Origin of the sequence: Aeromonas sp. CU5 (assembly GCF_002586745.1) — a bacterium.
In the GTDB taxonomy this organism is placed as follows: Bacteria; Pseudomonadota; Gammaproteobacteria; order Enterobacterales; family Aeromonadaceae; genus Aeromonas; species Aeromonas sobria.
On record NZ_CP023817.1, the window covers coordinates 3,070,186 to 3,086,553 of the forward strand.

Annotated in this window: 13 protein-coding genes; 7 read left to right on the forward strand and 6 right to left on the reverse strand. The window is 58.7% G+C overall.

The window, feature by feature from the left end; all coding sequences use genetic code 11:
- Positions 1 to 431: 431 nt before the first annotated feature.
- Positions 432 to 1,442: a Holliday junction branch migration DNA helicase RuvB gene (ruvB, locus tag CK911_RS13615; protein WP_042019494.1), complete on the reverse strand. Its 1,011-nt coding sequence runs from the start codon at positions 1,440 to 1,442 to the stop codon at positions 432 to 434.
- Between the two features lie 8 nt (positions 1,443 to 1,450).
- On the reverse strand, positions 1,451 to 2,062 hold the full coding sequence (gene ruvA, locus CK911_RS13620) for a Holliday junction branch migration protein RuvA (RefSeq protein WP_042019493.1): 612 nt from the start codon (positions 2,060 to 2,062) through the stop codon (positions 1,451 to 1,453).
- A 260-nt stretch (positions 2,063 to 2,322) separates the two neighbouring features.
- Here ruvA and CK911_RS13625 point away from each other — a divergent pair, with 260 nt between their 5' ends.
- The gene (locus CK911_RS13625) at positions 2,323 to 4,332 is read left to right on the forward strand and encodes a methyl-accepting chemotaxis protein (protein WP_098970576.1); all 2,010 of its coding nucleotides are present in this window, start codon (positions 2,323 to 2,325) and stop codon (positions 4,330 to 4,332) included.
- Positions 4,333 to 4,432: 100 nt separating this feature from the next.
- Here CK911_RS13625 and CK911_RS13630 read toward each other — a convergent pair whose 3' ends face one another.
- The 3 genes from CK911_RS13630 to CK911_RS13640 form a co-directional block, all read right to left on the reverse strand.
- Entirely contained in the window at positions 4,433 to 6,406 is a 1,974-nt protein-coding gene (locus CK911_RS13630) for a bifunctional 2',3'-cyclic-nucleotide 2'-phosphodiesterase/3'-nucleotidase (protein WP_172954103.1), read from the reverse strand.
- Positions 6,407 to 6,542: 136 nt separating this feature from the next.
- Entirely contained in the window at positions 6,543 to 7,151 is a 609-nt protein-coding gene (gene lysE, locus CK911_RS13635) for an L-lysine exporter (RefSeq protein WP_098972672.1), read from the reverse strand.
- 204 nt (positions 7,152 to 7,355) lie between these two features.
- Positions 7,356 to 8,132, reverse strand: coding sequence for a LuxR family transcriptional regulator (locus tag CK911_RS13640; RefSeq protein WP_098970581.1), 777 nt, complete (start codon positions 8,130 to 8,132; stop codon positions 7,356 to 7,358).
- A gap of 62 nt (positions 8,133 to 8,194) precedes the next feature.
- Here CK911_RS13640 and CK911_RS13645 point away from each other — a divergent pair, with 62 nt between their 5' ends.
- The 6 genes from CK911_RS13645 to CK911_RS13670 all read left to right on the forward strand — a co-directional run bounded on the left by CK911_RS13645 (position 8,195) and on the right by CK911_RS13670 (position 15,737).
- Entirely contained in the window at positions 8,195 to 8,833 is a 639-nt protein-coding gene (locus CK911_RS13645; protein WP_042019484.1) for an acyl-homoserine-lactone synthase, read from the forward strand.
- A 199-nt stretch (positions 8,834 to 9,032) separates the two neighbouring features.
- Complete coding sequence (locus tag CK911_RS13650) at positions 9,033 to 9,932, forward strand: LysR family transcriptional regulator ArgP (RefSeq protein WP_098970583.1); 900 nt, start codon at positions 9,033 to 9,035, stop codon at positions 9,930 to 9,932.
- Between the two features lie 100 nt (positions 9,933 to 10,032).
- Entirely contained in the window at positions 10,033 to 12,069 is a 2,037-nt protein-coding gene (locus CK911_RS13655) for an exoribonuclease II (protein ID WP_098970585.1), read from the forward strand.
- A gap of 262 nt (positions 12,070 to 12,331) precedes the next feature.
- Positions 12,332 to 13,972, forward strand: coding sequence for a sensor domain-containing diguanylate cyclase (locus tag CK911_RS13660; protein WP_098972674.1), 1,641 nt, complete (start codon positions 12,332 to 12,334; stop codon positions 13,970 to 13,972).
- 4 nt (positions 13,973 to 13,976) lie between these two features.
- The gene (locus CK911_RS13665) at positions 13,977 to 15,080 is read left to right on the forward strand and encodes an EAL and HDOD domain-containing protein (protein ID WP_098970587.1); all 1,104 of its coding nucleotides are present in this window, start codon (positions 13,977 to 13,979) and stop codon (positions 15,078 to 15,080) included.
- A gap of 66 nt (positions 15,081 to 15,146) precedes the next feature.
- Complete coding sequence (locus CK911_RS13670; protein WP_098970589.1) at positions 15,147 to 15,737, forward strand: HAD family phosphatase; 591 nt, start codon at positions 15,147 to 15,149, stop codon at positions 15,735 to 15,737.
- A gap of 132 nt (positions 15,738 to 15,869) precedes the next feature.
- Here CK911_RS13670 and hfq read toward each other — a convergent pair whose 3' ends face one another.
- Positions 15,870 to 16,229 (reverse strand): RNA chaperone Hfq, encoded by a 360-nt coding sequence (hfq, locus tag CK911_RS13675; RefSeq protein WP_042019475.1) that lies wholly within the window; start codon positions 16,227 to 16,229, stop codon positions 15,870 to 15,872.
- Between the last annotated feature and the right edge of the window lie 139 nt (positions 16,230 to 16,368).

Consider the following 16,368-nt stretch of genomic DNA (forward strand, 5'->3'; position numbering starts at 1 on the left):
CCGAGACATTAGATAAACTAATTTGAAGATTGCAATTTTTCTTGTTTGCCCGGGTCGATTCTAACTCCTACAATGCGCCTCGCAGTGAGGGCATACCCTTGGATACAGGCCGGTTAATCGGGGTTCACGGTACGTATTCGACTATCTATCTGAACCCGTTTATTGGAATCGAAGATGAAAAAGTTTGTTGCTAAAACCATCCGTTACTACAAGCTTTCCTTTGTTCAGCTCTATCAAATGAACCGACTCTAAGAGCTCGCGACGGCTCACCTGTTTATTTTCCGGTCTGTGTCCAGACGCACTCACTGTCTGTGAACATCCACCCTGAATTGTCTTTGCCCACCGCATCTGCCGTGGGCTTTTTTATTGGTGATGAAAAATGATAATAAAAAACCGCCTCTGACGGCGGTTTCACATTCAAACGACTGTTTTTACTTATCATCTGGTCGCTGAAGACCGAAATGCGCATAAGCTCGTGTGGTCGCTATCCGTCCTCTGGGTGTACGTTGCAGATACCCCTGCTGGATCAGATAAGGCTCCAGCACATCTTCGATAGTGTCTTTCACCTCTCCGATCGCCGCAGCCAGATTATCAAGGCCTACCGGGCCGCCCATAAACTTGTCTATCACAGCCAACAATAGCTTGCGGTCCATGAAGTCAAATCCTTCGTTATCGACGTCCAGCATGTCCATGGCGCGGGCCGCGATGGGGCCATCGATCCGGCCATCGGATTTCACCTGGGCAAAATCACGCACTCGCCTTAACAGGCGGTTAGCAATTCGTGGCGTGCCGCGGGCGCGACGCGCGATCTCGATAGCACCATCCTCAGTCATCTCAAGTCCCAGACAACGGGCACTGCGCGAGACGATATCGGTCAGGTCCTTGACGTTGTAGAACTCCAGCCGCTGGACGATGCCAAAACGATCCCGCAGCGGACTGGTCAATGAGCCGGCTCGGGTGGTGGCGCCGATCAGGGTGAACGGCGGCAGATCCAGCTTGATAGAGCGGGCGGCGGGGCCCTCTCCGATCATGATGTCGAGCTGGTAATCCTCCATCGCCGGATAGAGCACTTCCTCCACCACCGGACTGAGACGGTGGATCTCATCGATAAACAGCACATCGTTCGGTTCGAGGTTGGTGAGCAGCGCCGCCAGATCCCCCGCTTTCTCCAGCACCGGGCCTGAGGTGGTCTTGATATTGACCCCCATTTCGTTGGCAACGATGTTGGCAAGGGTGGTTTTGCCCAGCCCCGGCGGGCCAAAAATCAGCAGGTGGTCAAGTGCCTCGCCCCGTTGCCTGGCCGCTTCGATAAAGATCTCCATCTGCGCACAGACAGTATCCTGACCGGTATAGTCAGCCAGCTTCTTGGGACGGATCGCCCGATCGATAATCTCATCCTCGCGCTCGGCGCTTGCCGAAATGAGGCGGTCTGCTTCAATCATCAACTACCTCACAAGCTACGCAGGGATTCACGGATGATCTCTTCTACCGACATCCCATCGACGGCGATCTTGCTGACGATTTGACTCGCCTGCTGCGGTTTGTAACCGAGCGAAATCAGTGCGCTGACCGCCTCATCTGCGGCGTCTGGCGCACGCAACTCGGATGTCCCGGCAGGCAGGGCCACCATGGCCGGCGAGAAGAGATCGTGGCTAACCCATCCCTTGAGGCGATCCTTCATCTCTACCACCAGCCGCTCGGCGGTTTTCTTGCCGACTCCCGGTAACTTGACCAGCGAGCTTATCTCTTCCCGTTCGACGCAGATGACGAACTGGCTGGCAGTCATGCCGGAGAGAATGGCCAGCGCCAACTTGGGACCGACCCCATTGGTCTTGATCAACTCGCGAAACAGCGCCCGTTCCTGCTTGTGATTGAAACCATAGAGCAGCTGGGCATCTTCTCGCACCACAAAATGGGTGTGGATAGCCGCCTCTTTGCCGATTTCCGGCAAGTCATAGAAACAGCTCATCGGCATCTGCACCTCATAGCCTACCCCGCCCACTTCCAGCAAAACCTCGGGGGGCTGTTTTTCAATGACAATGCCTCTCAAGCGACCAATCACGGCTCTCTCCTCACCAACACAGCTATTCGTAAATTGGCTCATAGCATAAAGAATAACTGGATAAGTATCCAGCATAGGGCTGCGACACCCGCGTGGTCAGAGAGGCTTTTTATCCAATTTGCCACCATGCTTGATTTCGTACAGCCAGAGCTCGGGATGTTCCAACACAGCACCGGGTTATGGCTGGGGGATAAACCGCTACACTAAACCCGTTCGGAACCGAAACTGGTGCCAATGTCGATACCAAGGAAGGCCATCACATGAAAATTGTTACCACCTCCAATCTGGGTCTTGCCATCTTGCTCAGCTGCACGCTGGGCATGGGGGTCGTGGGCTGGTATGGCAGCCAGCGGCTGGCCAATCTGCTCTCCTATGTACTGGGGGCTGCCTGGCAGACCGCCGACGGCGCCATGGAGGGCTCCATAGAGCTGGGCAATCAGCAACTCCACATCCAGAAGATGCAAAACGGCACGCCGCTCAATCGCGCCGAACTCGATGCCGCCAAGGCGGCGACCGATGACGCGCTGACTCGGGTCAGCCAGGGGCAGCTCATTGATGGCGCAGCCCTTGCCACCATGGATCAGCACAAGCAGGCCTATCAACAGCAGCAAGAGAAGCTGCTGGCGCTCTATCACGCCTATACCGAGGTGGATCAGGCGCTGCATCACAACGCCGACCTGATGGCCCGCCTCTCGACCCAGCTGGAGGTGATCGGTGATGGCGCGGTAGAAGCACTGACCCAATCCCCCGATCAGAGCATCAGCTGGAACGGCGGCCTCTCCACCCGCTGGGAAGCGGCCGACGGCGGCATGGAGTCCAACATCGGCTTTTTGCGCCAGCTCTATGCGCTGGAGAAGATGCGCAGACAGGGGGTAACGGAGGCGATCAAGGCCGAGCTGAAAGAGGCGACCGATTTCTACCATGAAGCGATTGACAGCATGCTCGGCACCGGACTGTTCGATATCGAGGGCACCGGGGAGTTTGCCGGCAAGACGCTGGCGACACAGTATCGCGCCCTGTTGGCCCAACATCAGCAACTGATGGGACAGTGGATCGAGGCGCTCGGCAGCTATCAGGCCCAGCAAGCCGTCTATGAGGCCAGTGCGGATGAGCTGCGACAACAGCTGGTTGCCATCGAAGCGAGCGGCGATGCCACCGTCGAGGATCAGGTAGCCCAGCTCAACGGCATCATCAGCCAGACCCGCACCCTGCTGCTGAGTGGCCTGCTGCTGAGCCTGATCATGGTGACCCTCTGCGGTCTCTGGTTGACCCGCAAGCTGGTGACCCCGCTGCTGCAAGTGGACAAGCGGATGCAGGATATCGCCGCCGGCGAGGGGGATCTCAACGCCCGCATTAACCTGCAGCGGGATGACGAGATAGGTTCGCTGGCCAACAGCGTGGATCGCTTCATCGAGAAATTGCAGACGATGATCAGCTCCACCATGGACAACAACCAGCACATCAGTGAACACGTCCACACCTCGGTCAACCGGGTGGAAGCGATCAGCCAAAGCAGCCGCCAGACCGCCGAACATGCGCTGTCCCTGCACCATGACAGTGAACAGATGGTGCAGGTGGCCACCACCATTTCGGACAACTGCAGCATGGCGGCCCGCAATGCCAACGAAGTGCGCCAGCTGACCACTGAAAGCAGCCAATACGTCGCCTCTGCCAGCGCGGGCATGCAGCGGGTGGTGCAGGAGGTGAGCGAGTGCGCCATCGCCATCAACTCCCTCAAGGAGCAGGCGGGCCAGATTGGCCAGATCATCTCCACCATCAGCGGTATCTCGGAGCAGACCAACCTGCTGGCCCTCAATGCGGCCATTGAAGCGGCCCGCGCGGGGGAGATGGGGCGTGGCTTTGCGGTGGTCGCTGACGAGGTGCGCACCCTGGCCAATCGCACCGCCACCTCCAGCGCCGAGATCAGCCAGGTGATCAGCAGCATCCAGCAGCAGACCGAGACCGCCTACCTGATGATGCAACGCAACCTCAAGACGGTGGAGTCCGGCATGCAGGACTCCGAGAACACCAAGCAGATCCTGTTCAAGGTGGAAGGCGCCATCGACCAGCTGGCCGACATGGTGCAACAGGTCGCCGTGGCGACCGGTCAGCTGTCACACACCCTGAGTCACTCCTCTGACAAGGTCTCCGGCATCAGCCTGCAAGCCAGAACCGGCGAACAGGAGGCACAGGAGTGCCTGCAACTCGCCTCCTCCCTCCATCAGGCCAGCCTGCTGCAACAACGTCTGCTCTCCCAGTTCCGGGTGTAGCCAGCCCCCGCCGAGCCCGGCGCAAAAAAATGCCAGTCCGCGTTAGCGGACTGGCATTTGCTTTTCTGCGGGCCGGACACACCGTCAGGCCATCAGCGAGTTACTGGCGAACCAGACGGTAGATGGCGTAGCCCGGGTGCTTCTCGTCATCCATCGGCAGGGTGGACTGATAGGCCAGATCCTCGCCCGCCAGCGCCTTGGCCTCTTCACGGGGTGATGAGTAGAGACGAACATCCACTCCGGCAGGCAGCGCCTTCATATGCCAGTTGTTGTCTGCAGCCGGGCTGAACCCTTGCGGATTGCTGGCAGAGTGTGACTTCAGATACTGAGCCACGACTTCACGCGTCTCGAAGGGATCTTCATGCACCACGCTGCTGCCATCCACGCCCGGGAAATGGCCACCACCGCTACCGCGATAGTTGTTGGTCACCACATAGAACGTTTGGACCGGATCGATGGGCTTGCCGTTGAAGGTCAGGTTGCTGATCCGCTGACCGTCGCTCACCTTCTCCCCTTCCTTGTTGTAACGGGCAGGTTGGGTGATATCCACCTCGTAATTGACCCCGTCGATCACATCGAAGTTGTAGGTGGGGAACTTCTCGTTCACCAGCCACTGTACCTCGCCCTTGGCCGGATCAACCCAGTTGAACTGACCGGCACTCATCTCAAGCCACTCCTTGACGGTGGCACCGTTCACCTCGACCACCTGCAGGGTGTTGGGATAGATGTAGAGGTCAGAGACGTTGCGCAGGGAGATATCCCCCGCCGTCACATAGGTGAAATCGGTAATGCCGTTGCGGCCACCGCGGAACGGTGCAGCGGCAGAGAGGATTGGATAGGGCTCCTTGAGCAGGCCATCCTTTTGCAACTGCTCGGCATGCTGGCGCTGGGCATCGCTCACCAGCTGCACCGAGGGGTCATCCTGCACCAGTGCAAAGAAGCTGTGGATGGAGGAGGTGATCTTGCCGAGCGGGCGATCCAGCCACTGGTTGGTCGCGTCGTGATCCCCCTTGACCAGGGCCACCACTTTTTCGTCCACCTTGCTCCCTTCGCTGGAGTCGATCTGGCGCAAGGCTGATTGGCTCTGCTTCACCTGCCACTTGCCAGCCACCTGCTCCAGCTTGAGGTCGATGATCCCCAGATGGTTGCCCCAGAAGCCCGGCATCACGGTGGGGATCCCGTTCAAGGTGCCCGCCTGGTTATCCACCAGCGGCAGATCCGGGAAGTCGCCGGGGAAGTTCTTGTGGGCATGACCCAGCATCAGGGCATCGATCCCCGCCACTTTGGCCAGATGCCAGGCCGCGTTTTCCATCATGGCTTCGTAACTGCCGGCATTGATCCCCGAGTGGGCGACCACCACCACCACGTCGGCCCCCTTGGCGCGCAGCTCGGGCACATAGTGGTTGGCAGTTTCAACCATGTCGGCCACCACGACCTTGCCTTCCAGATGACGCTTGTCCCACTGCAGCACCTGCGGCGGAGTCAGCCCCAAAATGCCGACCTTGACGGTCTGCGGCTGCCCCTTGTCATCCTTCACCTGACGCTCCAGCAGCAGATAGGGGGTAAATTGGTTGCCGCTCCAGTCGATCTTGCCGTTGCCATCGCGCTTGAACGAACCGGCATCGAACACGTTGGCGTTGACATAGGGGAAGTTGGCCCCCTTGATGATCTTGCCCAGATAGTCGAGACCGTAGTTGAACTCGTGATTGCCGAGGTTGCCCACGTCATAACCCAGTTCATTCAGCGCCTTGATGGCCGGATGGGCCTGCTTGTCGAGATAGCCTGAACCCGATTGCTCGAAAATGTAGTCCGCCAGCGGCGAGCCCTGGATCAGGTCACCATTGTCGAGCAGCAGGTTGTTGGGGTTCTCGGCACGGGCGGCGCGGATCAGCAGTGCCGTACGGGAGAGGCCGAATTTGCGATCCTCCTTGTTCTGGTAGTAGTCATAACCCAGCACATTGGAGTGGATATCGGAGGTCTGGATCAAGCGCAGCGAAACGGCACCGGGCTGTTCCTGCTTCTCTGCACCACAGGCAGATAGCAGCACGATGGAGGCGATGACGCCCAGTTTCATGGTTCTATTCACTGAGTTTTCCTGATTGGTATCTGGCGAGTCACAAGGGTGGGCAATTTAGCAGAGGAATATGCCAAAAACAGGCGTCGTGATTAATTTTTATGACGCCGAGCAGCAAAAATATCCAACGCCCCCATCAACCACCGGTGGCGAGCTGCAGCGCCAGCGTCAGCATGATGACACCCACCAGCAGATCAATCCCCCGCTGCACCCGACCCCGAGCCAACCAGGGTGCCAGCGCCGCCGCCCCCAGCGCCAGCGAGTAGAACCACACCAGCGAGGCCAGCATGGCGCCTGCGGCAAAGGCCGGACGCAGGGACTCGCTCACCTGACTGCCAAGGGAGCCGAGCAGCATCAGGGTATCGAGATAGACGTGGGGATTGAGCAGCGTGACCCCCAGCGTCATCGCCAGCACGCTCTTGGCACCCATCCGCTGGGTAGAGTCGGCAAGCCCCTCCCCCTTACCGCGCCAGGCACTGAGCAGGGATCGGCCACCAAACCAGCCGAGAAACAGCACGCCGCCCCAGGTGAGCAGTGCCATGCCGATGGGGCTGGCAGCCAGCACATTGGCCCCGCCAAATACGCCAATGGCAATCAGGGTGAGATCGCAGAAGCTGCAGAGCGTGGCAGTCAGCAGATGGTGATTGCGATGGATGCCCCTGCTCAGCACAAAGGCATTCTGGGCACCGATGGGGATGATCATGGCAAGACCGATGGTGAAGCCTTGCAGTGTCGTTGCGAGCATCATGGAGAGTACCGTCCGAAGTGATGAATGAGCGGCACTATAGCGATGGAGGTTCCTTCTTAGAAATTCATTGATTTACTGATTGATTCATTTTGCTAATGAGCCGACTCATTCCAGTAGTGCGAAGCCCCATCCGAAACCAATAGTCAATAGCAGGATCTGACAATTGAGAGTCCGCCCCTCAGCCCCGAAAATCAGCAGGTTCTATTGCATCAGCTTGGGGAAGTTGGTGACCACTACATGCTCAAGATTCGGCAGCAAAATGCCACTGCTAATCCCCTTGGCAATGGCCTGATAACGATTCATTGAGCCGGTTTTGCGAGTGACCTGATTGAGGTGGTAATTCACCGTGCGTTCGGTGATCCCCAAAATGCAGGCGATCTCCCCCGATGTTTTCACCTCACTGGCCCAGAACAGGCATTCGGTCTCGCGATCCGTCAGGGCGGCATGTTGATCCGAATCCCTCAGGCGCACGACCCGGATTGCCGCCTCGAAGATGTAGTTGGCCATCCAAGAGAGGAGCGGCGAGGACTCCAGCAGCAGATCGCTCGAAGCCCGCTCGGAGGTGATGAAGGAGAGGATACCGGTCTCCCCGGCGGCACCGTGCAGGGGGAAGGAGATGCCGTTGCGCAGGCCGAACTCGGCTGCCAGCCCCATCACATCCATGGTCCCCTCCTGCAGAAAACTGGCCCGCTCATCGAGGCGATTCCAGTAGATAGGCAGCGTCTGCTTGCGTGCCAGCTGAATCACAGGGTCGCACGCCAGCATGTTGTTATCGGTATAGGTCTGTACCCAGGAGACAGGACACTGATTAAACAGCACCACTTTGGGTCTTTGCATCGACATCGGAATGATCAGGGTAAAGCCGTAATAGTCATAACCCATATCGACCGTGAAGCGACCAATCAATCCGGCAAGACGGTCACCATCCGTCACCGAAGTGAAATGTTCCAGATACTCAAACAGTTGCTCTTGTTTCATATGCTAGCCCCCCTGGCCAAGCTTCTGATTATAACGGCGAACAGGCAGAGAGAGAGTTCATAATGTTGGTTTTCAAAGGAAAATTGAGAGATCATCCACGAAACGCCGTAGAGAACGAACTCTATCAATTTCGAAATCGCGTCTTTTCTGACCGGCTAGGCTGGGATGTCGAGTCTTATCACGGTTTGGAACGCGACAGCTTTGACACGCCAGACACCCATTGGGTACTGATCGAAGATGAACAAGGGGTCTGCGCCTGCATTCGTCTGCTCAGTTGTGCCAGTGCCTATATGCTGCCCACCATCTTTCCCACCGCTCTTGCCGGTGAAAGCGCACCACGCACTGCCGATGTCTGGGAACTCACCCGTCTGGCTATCGATGCGGCCCGCGCTCCGCGCATGACCAATGGTGTTAGCGAGCTGACCTGCGTACTCCTGCGCGAAGTCTATGCCTTTGCTACAGCCAACGGAATCAAAGAGCTGGTTGGCGTAGCCAGCCTGCCCGCAGAGCGCATTTTCCGTCGCCTCGGCATACCAATGGCTCGTCTGGGCCATCGTCAAGCGGTGGGTCTGGGCGCAGTCAAAGGTGTCGGTCTGCGCTTTTATCTTGATGAGCGATTTGCCAAGGCGGTCTCGCAACCGCTCATCGGGCACTATCAAACCGCTCGCTATCGCTCGCACGAGTTGGCGGCCCAGCTATAAAAAATCCCGGGCAAACCGACCCGGGATAAATATATCGCTACGATCCCGCAGGGATACCCCCTGCGGCATTTGGCAGTATCCCCCCTCAATGGCCTGACTACTACTGTCAAAAATCACAGCACAACGCACCTTCTGCCGCCCATTGTTGTCCCCTGCCGACTGACGTAGAGTCGGCCCTGATGCAACGGGAGAAGAGACGATGAAAGAGTTGGACTACAAACTGCTGCGCGCGCTGGATGCAGTGCTGCAGGAGCAAAACTTCGATCGCGCGGCCAGGTCACTGCATATCACCCAGTCGGCCATCTCCCAGCGGATCAAACAGCTGGAGCAGCAGTTTGCCGAGCCGCTGCTTATTCGCAGCCAGCCATTGCAGGCCACGCCGCTCGGCCAGAAACTGCTGGCCCACTACCGCCAGGTGCATCAGCTGGAGCTCGAACTGGCTGGCGAGCTGGCCCCCGACCAGCCGCAGGGGCCGATCCGGATCAGCATCGCCGTCAATGCTGACAGCCTGGCTACCTGGTTTTTGCCCGCCATAGCCCCGCTGCTGGAGCAGCACCCTATCGAACTGAACCTGCTGGTCGATGACGAAAATCGCACCCTCGACAAAGTGCGGGAAGGGCAAGCCTTCGGCGCAGTCAGCCTGCATGCCCAACCCTTAGCCGGTTGCTGTGTCGACGAGCTGGGCGAGATGCACTACCTGCTCACCGCCAGCCCCGCCTTTGTGGCTCGCCACTTCCCTCACGGCCTGACCCGTGAGGCGCTGGCCAAGGCACCGGCGGTGGCATTCGATCAGCGCGATGATATGCATATCAGCTTTATGCGTGAACACTTCGGGCTGGAGCCAGGCGGTTATCCCTGCCATACCCTCCATTCGTCGGAAGCCTTCGTTGCCATGGCCGAGCAGGGACTGGCCTACTGCCTGATCCCCGAATTGCAGATCAGAGGCCAGCTGGCCGCAGGTTCGCTGGTCAACCTCAGTCCCGACCATGTTCTGACGGAACGGCTCTACTGGCACCGCTGGGTGCTGGAAAAAGGCATTCACAAGCAGTTGTCACTTGGCTTGATCGACCACGCCCGTTCACAGTTGAAACCACGCTGAGCAGGCCATTCGCCTTGGCTTTGGAGGGCTAAAAACGTATAGTGCTGGGCGATCCTTCATCAGGTCTCCACCCAGGTTATCCACTTCAGGTTCCTCACTTATGTTCCAAGACAATCCGCTGCTGGCCCAGCTCAAGCAACAAATCCGCGAAAACATCCCCAAGAAAGAGGGTGTGATCCGCGCCTCGGATCGGGGCTTCGGCTTTCTGGAGGTCGATGAGAAAACCAGCTATTTCGTCCCGCCTCCCTACATGAAAAAGGTGATGCACGGAGACCGGGTGAGCGCCCTGATCCGCACTGAAAAAGACAAGGAAGTAGCTGAGCCGGATACCCTGCTGGAGCAGTCGGTCACCCGTTTTGTGGCCCGGGTCAAGCTGTTCCGTGACCGCCTCAACGTGGTCGCTGATCACCCGCTGATCAAGGATGCCATCAAGGCCCGCGCCAAGAAGGGCCTGGATGAGAAAGAGTTCAAGGAAGGGGACTGGGTGGTTGCCACCCTCAAGCGTCATGCCCTGAGTGACGGCAACTTTTCGGCCGAAATCATTGAGAAAATTTCCGCCGAAGAAGATCACAACGTGCCCTGGTGGGTGGTGCTGGCGCGCCACAATCTGGCTCAAATTGAACCAGCAGATCTGCCCGAATGGAAGGTGATCGAAGAGCAGGAGCTGCCCCGCACCGACCTGACCGATGTGCCTTTCTTCACTATCGACGGCGCCAAGACCAAGGATATGGATGACGCCTTGTCGATCCGTAAACTCGACAACGGCTGGGAGCTGCTGGTCGCTATCGCCGACCCGACTGCCTATGTAGCTGAAGGTAGCGAGCTGGACAAAGAAGCCGCCAAGCGCGCCTTCACCGTCTATATGCCGGGCCGCAACGTACCGATGATCCCGCGTACCCTCTCCGACGAGCTCTGCTCCCTGAAAGAGGGTGAGGAACGCAACACCCTCTGCGCCCGCCTGCTGATCGCCGAAGATGGCCTGCTGCTGGAAGATACCGAATTCTTCGCTGCCCGCATCGTCTCCCATGCCCGTCTCAACTATGACGAGGTCTCCGACTGGGCCGAGCATGGCAAAGAACTGACCATCGACGCTGGCGTAATGGCTCAGCTGCCGCTGATGAAAGCCATGACCGAGGCGCGTATCGCCTGGCGCACCGAGCACGCGCTGGTGTTCCCGGATCGTCCCGACTATGACTTCGAGCTGGGCGAGAATGGTGAAGTGCTGGCCATCCACGTTGAGCCACGCCGCATCGCCAACCGGATGATCGAAGAGTCGATGATCGCGGCCAACATCTGCGCCGGTCGTGTGCTGGGCAAGAGCGTCGGTTACGGTATCTTCAACGTCCACACCGGTTTCGATGAAGAGTCCCTCGATGGCGCCATCGAACTGCTGCAAACCGCCGAAGCCCCGTTCGAGCGCGACGAAATCGCCAGCCTCTCCGGTTTCTGTGCCCTGCGCCGCTGGATCGACAACCTCGACACCCGCTGGCTGGATGGCAAGATCCGCCGCTTCCAGAGCTATGCGCTGATGTCCGCCGAGCCCGGTGCTCACTACGGTCTGGGACTGGATGCTTACGCCACCTGGACCTCACCGATCCGTAAATATGGCGACATGGTCAACCATCGCCTGCTCAAAGCGGTCATCGCTGGCAAGACGCCGGGTGAGCGCCCAAGCGAAGAGCTGACCGAGCACCTGACCGAATGCCGCCGCCTGCACCGCAGGGTCGAGCGCGATATCGGCGACTGGCTCTATGTCCGTTACCTCAAGGCTGCCGCTGGCACCGATCAGCTGTTCAACGCCGAGATCATCGACGTGATGCGCGCCGGTCTCAAGCTGCGTCTGCAGGAGAACGGTGCCGTGGTGTTCATGCCTGCCCGCCACATTCTCGACAACAAGGATCGGCTGGAGTGCAACTGGGACAACGGCCGCGTCTATCTCGACAAGACCGAGGTTATCTACGAACTTGGTCAGGTTATCGAGGTCAAGCTGAGTGAAGCGGTGGAAGAGACCCGCTCCCTCATCGCCAAACCGGCGGTCGCGCTGGTACCGGGCCCGGCACCGGAAGCACCGGTTGCCGAGAGCGCACCGGCCGATAGCAGTGAAACGCCAGCGGATGCTGCCCCCAAGGCAGAATAAGCCGCGCAGAGTAATCAGATCTGCCCGAGAGCCCGCCATCGTGCGGGCTCTCTTTTTTGCCCCGCATCCTGCCCTGCAAGCTGCCATACACACCGCCACAGCGCACAGTTCTCGCCACGATTGGCAGAAAATGCAGTGAATGTTTCCACCAACAGCGCTGAAAGCAACCGTTATGTGCGCCACCTCTCCTTTCTGATATTTTAATCAACAAAAAAGAAGTTTATACTCGTTTGGGCACAACCCAAAGGATATGGACATTGGTATGCAGGCATGGGATCCGGAACACTTCAGCAACTTCGCCCAACTGTGCGAAGTGAGCCTCGCCACCATTCATGAAAAAACCGATGCCGAATGCCTCTATCTGTGGCTAAAAACCCCCGAGCCCCAGCTCTACAGCTTTCAGCTGGATCAGGGGCTGACCACCCTGGATCTTGCCCATCTCGCGCAATTACCCCTGCCCCACCACCTTATCGACCAGGCTCTAGACAAGGGACAGCTGGTGATCGAGCAGATCCACCAGTCATCAAATCCAGACGAAAACGCCATATCAGTTCAGCCCAGGCTACGCGCCTGCTTTCCCCTCAAACGGCACCTGAGGCTGGAAGGGGTCATCTATCTGGAGACCCACCGCCGCATCGATCGCCTCTCCTCCCGTCAGCACCAAGGGATCCAGCTCCTTATCCACTATCTGACCGCAGAACTGAGCAACCACCTGCTCTCCAGTCAGGTGGATCAGGAGCGGGTTCAACGTCAGCATACCCAGACCGATCTGGTGCAGAGCCAGGCGCTGCAAGGCTCCTTCCTCAACATGCTGCAAGCACTGCACATGGTCTGTATCACCCTCTCCCGTAGCCGCAGCGAAAACCAGCTGCTGCGGGATGCAGTGCTGTTGGCGCGGCAGGAGCTGCAGTTTGACCGGGTCGCCATCTTCCTGATCGCGCCCGACGGCAAGACCATGCACGGCACCTGGGGCACCAGCGAAGAGGGTGAGCTGGTCGACGAACATGCGTTCATCAGCCCCATCCCGGAGCATCCCACCGTGCAGGAGGCACTAAAGCGCAAAGACTACGTACTGGTACTGGAAGATGCCCCCCTCTACTACGAACAGCAGCAGGTGGGACGTGGCTGGAACGCCATGGTATCGCTGTGGGATGGCGCCACCCCCATCGGCTGGATTGCCGCCGACAATCTATTGTGGCACCGGCCACTCAAAGCCTATCAGAGCGAGATATTCAAACAGTACGCCGCCATGTTGTCACAGCTGTTGATCCGCCAACGCACCCAGGATCAGTTGGAGCAGCTCAATCACCAGCTGGAAGCGAGAGTCACCGAGCGCACCATACAACTGGCCAATACCAACCGGGCGCTGGAAGAGGCTAACCACCGCCTTTCCCTGCTCTCGCTGGAAGATCCCCTCACCGGCATCGCCAACCGCCGCCAGTGGAACATCACCATGCAACGGGAGTGGGAGTGGGCAAGGCGCACCCAGAACCCGCTGGCGGTACTGATGATCGATGTTGACCAATTCAAGGCCTACAACGACCACTTCGGCCACGCCAAAGGGGATCTCTGCCTGCAACAGGTGGCCCAGGTACTACGGGATGCAGAGCGACGCTGCACCAATCTGGTCGCCCGTTACGGCGGGGAGGAGTTCGTCATCCTGCTGTGTGCGCCCCAACCCGGTGAAGCAGAGCAGCTGGCGGCACTGATCCATAACGAACTGGCTCAATTAAAACTGCCTCACCCCGCCTCGCGGGTTGCTGATTTCATTACCGTTAGCATAGGCTTTAGCTATCTGGTTCCCTCCCGGCACGAGGCATGGCAGACCCTGATCGAGCAAGCGGACCAGGCGCTCTACCACGCCAAAGCACAAGGGAGGGCACGCACTCTGGCCTATCGGTGATCCCATGCTGTTGCGTCGTTACCCCATCTTCAATCGTCGCCTGGCTCTGGTGGCCTACGGCATCGACTATCAGCTCAGCTCACCGGCCGAATGGCCTTCACTGGCCCAACATTGCCGCCTGCTGGCGCAGGGGCGTCAATATCTAGTGCCGTTCACTCACGAGCAACTCGATGAACAGCGCCCCCTGCTGCTGGATCAGGACGCGATCCCGCTGGTTGAGGCGTCGAGTGAGCGGCTACCCAGCTCGTTTCCGGTGCTGGAACAGTGGCGCGACAGCCGACGCCGACTGGCGGTGCACGGTGCCAACCGGGATCCACGCTGGCTCGGTGCCAGTCGCATGCTGGTGTTCTGGATGGGAGAAGAGGGGATCTGCCAACCCACCGAACACAAGCGGATGGCGCTCAATATCGAAACCTGGGCGGACTTTCTCCCCCTCAGAGAGAGCGGTGTCGACTTCTTTGCCGGTGGCTTTCTCGCTCGCCCCGAATTGGTTAACCAGCGCGCAAACAAACCCGACATGGTGCTGGTGCAGCAGATCCTCCAGCTTATCTGCCACGAGGAGTTCTCTTTTTCCCAAGTGGCTCGCTTGCTCGAGCAAGACACCTCTTTGCCCGGCCAGTTGATCACCTATGTCAACTCCCCCGGTTTTGATCACGCCAGCCCCATCACCTCGGTGTCCCGAGCCCTCTCCTATCTGGGGGAGCAGGAGATCCGCAAGTTTGTGCTGATCAATGGTCTGGCCAAAATGAGCCAGCATATGCCGGAGGCCTGCACCCGGATCGCCATTGCCCGCGCCCGCTTCTGTGAGCTGATTGCCCTCACCGCGCTGGGCAAAGCCGAGGCGAGCTGGGCCTTTCTGGTGGGGCTGGTGCTCGACGGCTCCATGCTGTCGGAGCCGCTGATGGCTCACTTGCCAAAGAGTGTGCTGCGGGCCATCGAATTGCACGAAGGGCCACTGTTTCACCTGTTCCAGCTAGCCAGCACTTATGAACAGGGCAACTGGGCCCTGCTGGAGCAACTTGCCCCCAAATACCAACTCGATCCTGCCAAGCTCACCCCCGTCTATTTTCAAGCGCAAATGTGGGGGCAAGCGTTTCTCACCCGTTAGGTGATGGCAAGCCGGGGAGTCACTGGCTAAAATGGGCCCCCTTATTGCAAAGACAGACTCCGCACCATGACCCTTTCCGGATTCCAAGGCCTGGTCTTTGACCTTGATGGCACCTTGGTCGACTCCATGCCACTGCACCTCGCCGCCTGGGAGCATGCCGCCCGCGAGTTTGGCTTTCACTTCGATGCCGACTGGTTCTATGAACTGGGCGGCATGCCGAGCCGCAAGATCGCCCTGCTGGTCGCGCAAGAGCAACAGCTCCCCCTCGATCCACTCGCCGTGACCCGCTGCAAAACCGAGCACTATGTGGCCAACCTGCACAAGGCCACCGTCTTCCCGGCCATGCAGGCACTGGTCGAGCGCTATCACGGTGTCATCCCGATGGGGATCGGCACCGGCTCGCCCCGCGTTAACGCCGAAGCAGTGCTACGCAATACCGGGCTGGATCGCTACTTCTCCGTCGTCGTCACTGCTGACGACGTGGAGTTGCACAAACCCAACCCGGATACCTTCCTGCTGGTCGCCAGCAAGTTGGGAGTCGAGCCGTCAGGCTGTCTGGTGTTTGAAGATACCGGCATCGGGGTACAGGCAGGAAAAGCCGCAGGAATGCAGACCTGTATGGTCAAAGAGGGCAAGCCGATCGGGCTAACGGAGTGATGCAGAAACAGATATCGCCCTGCAAGGGGCGATAAGCGGAACCGGCTCCCATACGGGACAGGATTGAAAATGAGAGCCGGTTACGTCAGCCGCTGACGCAGGGCGCGTCAACGGGCAGGTCGGGGCAGACGATTACTCGTTGTTGCCACCGCCCTGATTGTCATCATAACGGCCCGGGGCACTATGGGGACGCGGCGCCATGGAGACTCGAGGCTTGCGGGCGCGCTGGATGTTCACCGGCGGACGGCCAGAGTGCATGGCGATGGTGGAGATCTTGGCCTTGTAGACCAGCTGCTGATTACCATGGGCATCGGTCAACAGCACGCTGTACTGGTCAAAGCCACTGATGGTGCCTTCCAGCTTGATGCCGCTCACCAGAAAAATGGCAACCTGACTGCGATTCTTACGCAACCAGTTAAGGGCGGAATCTTGCCCGTTACCAAGGGAAAAGGCTTGCTCAATGGTGGAGTAGCTTGGGGATTCAGTTGTCATAAGTTATTGTCCCGCAGAAAAAAGTGGCGTTTGATTGTGCTAAATGGCCACTGGCTTGTCAAAGTCATTCTCACTCCCACCAGCAATAGCGGCCTCCGGGGGCTGGTCGCTGACCAGTACAACTGCGATAATTGCCAAT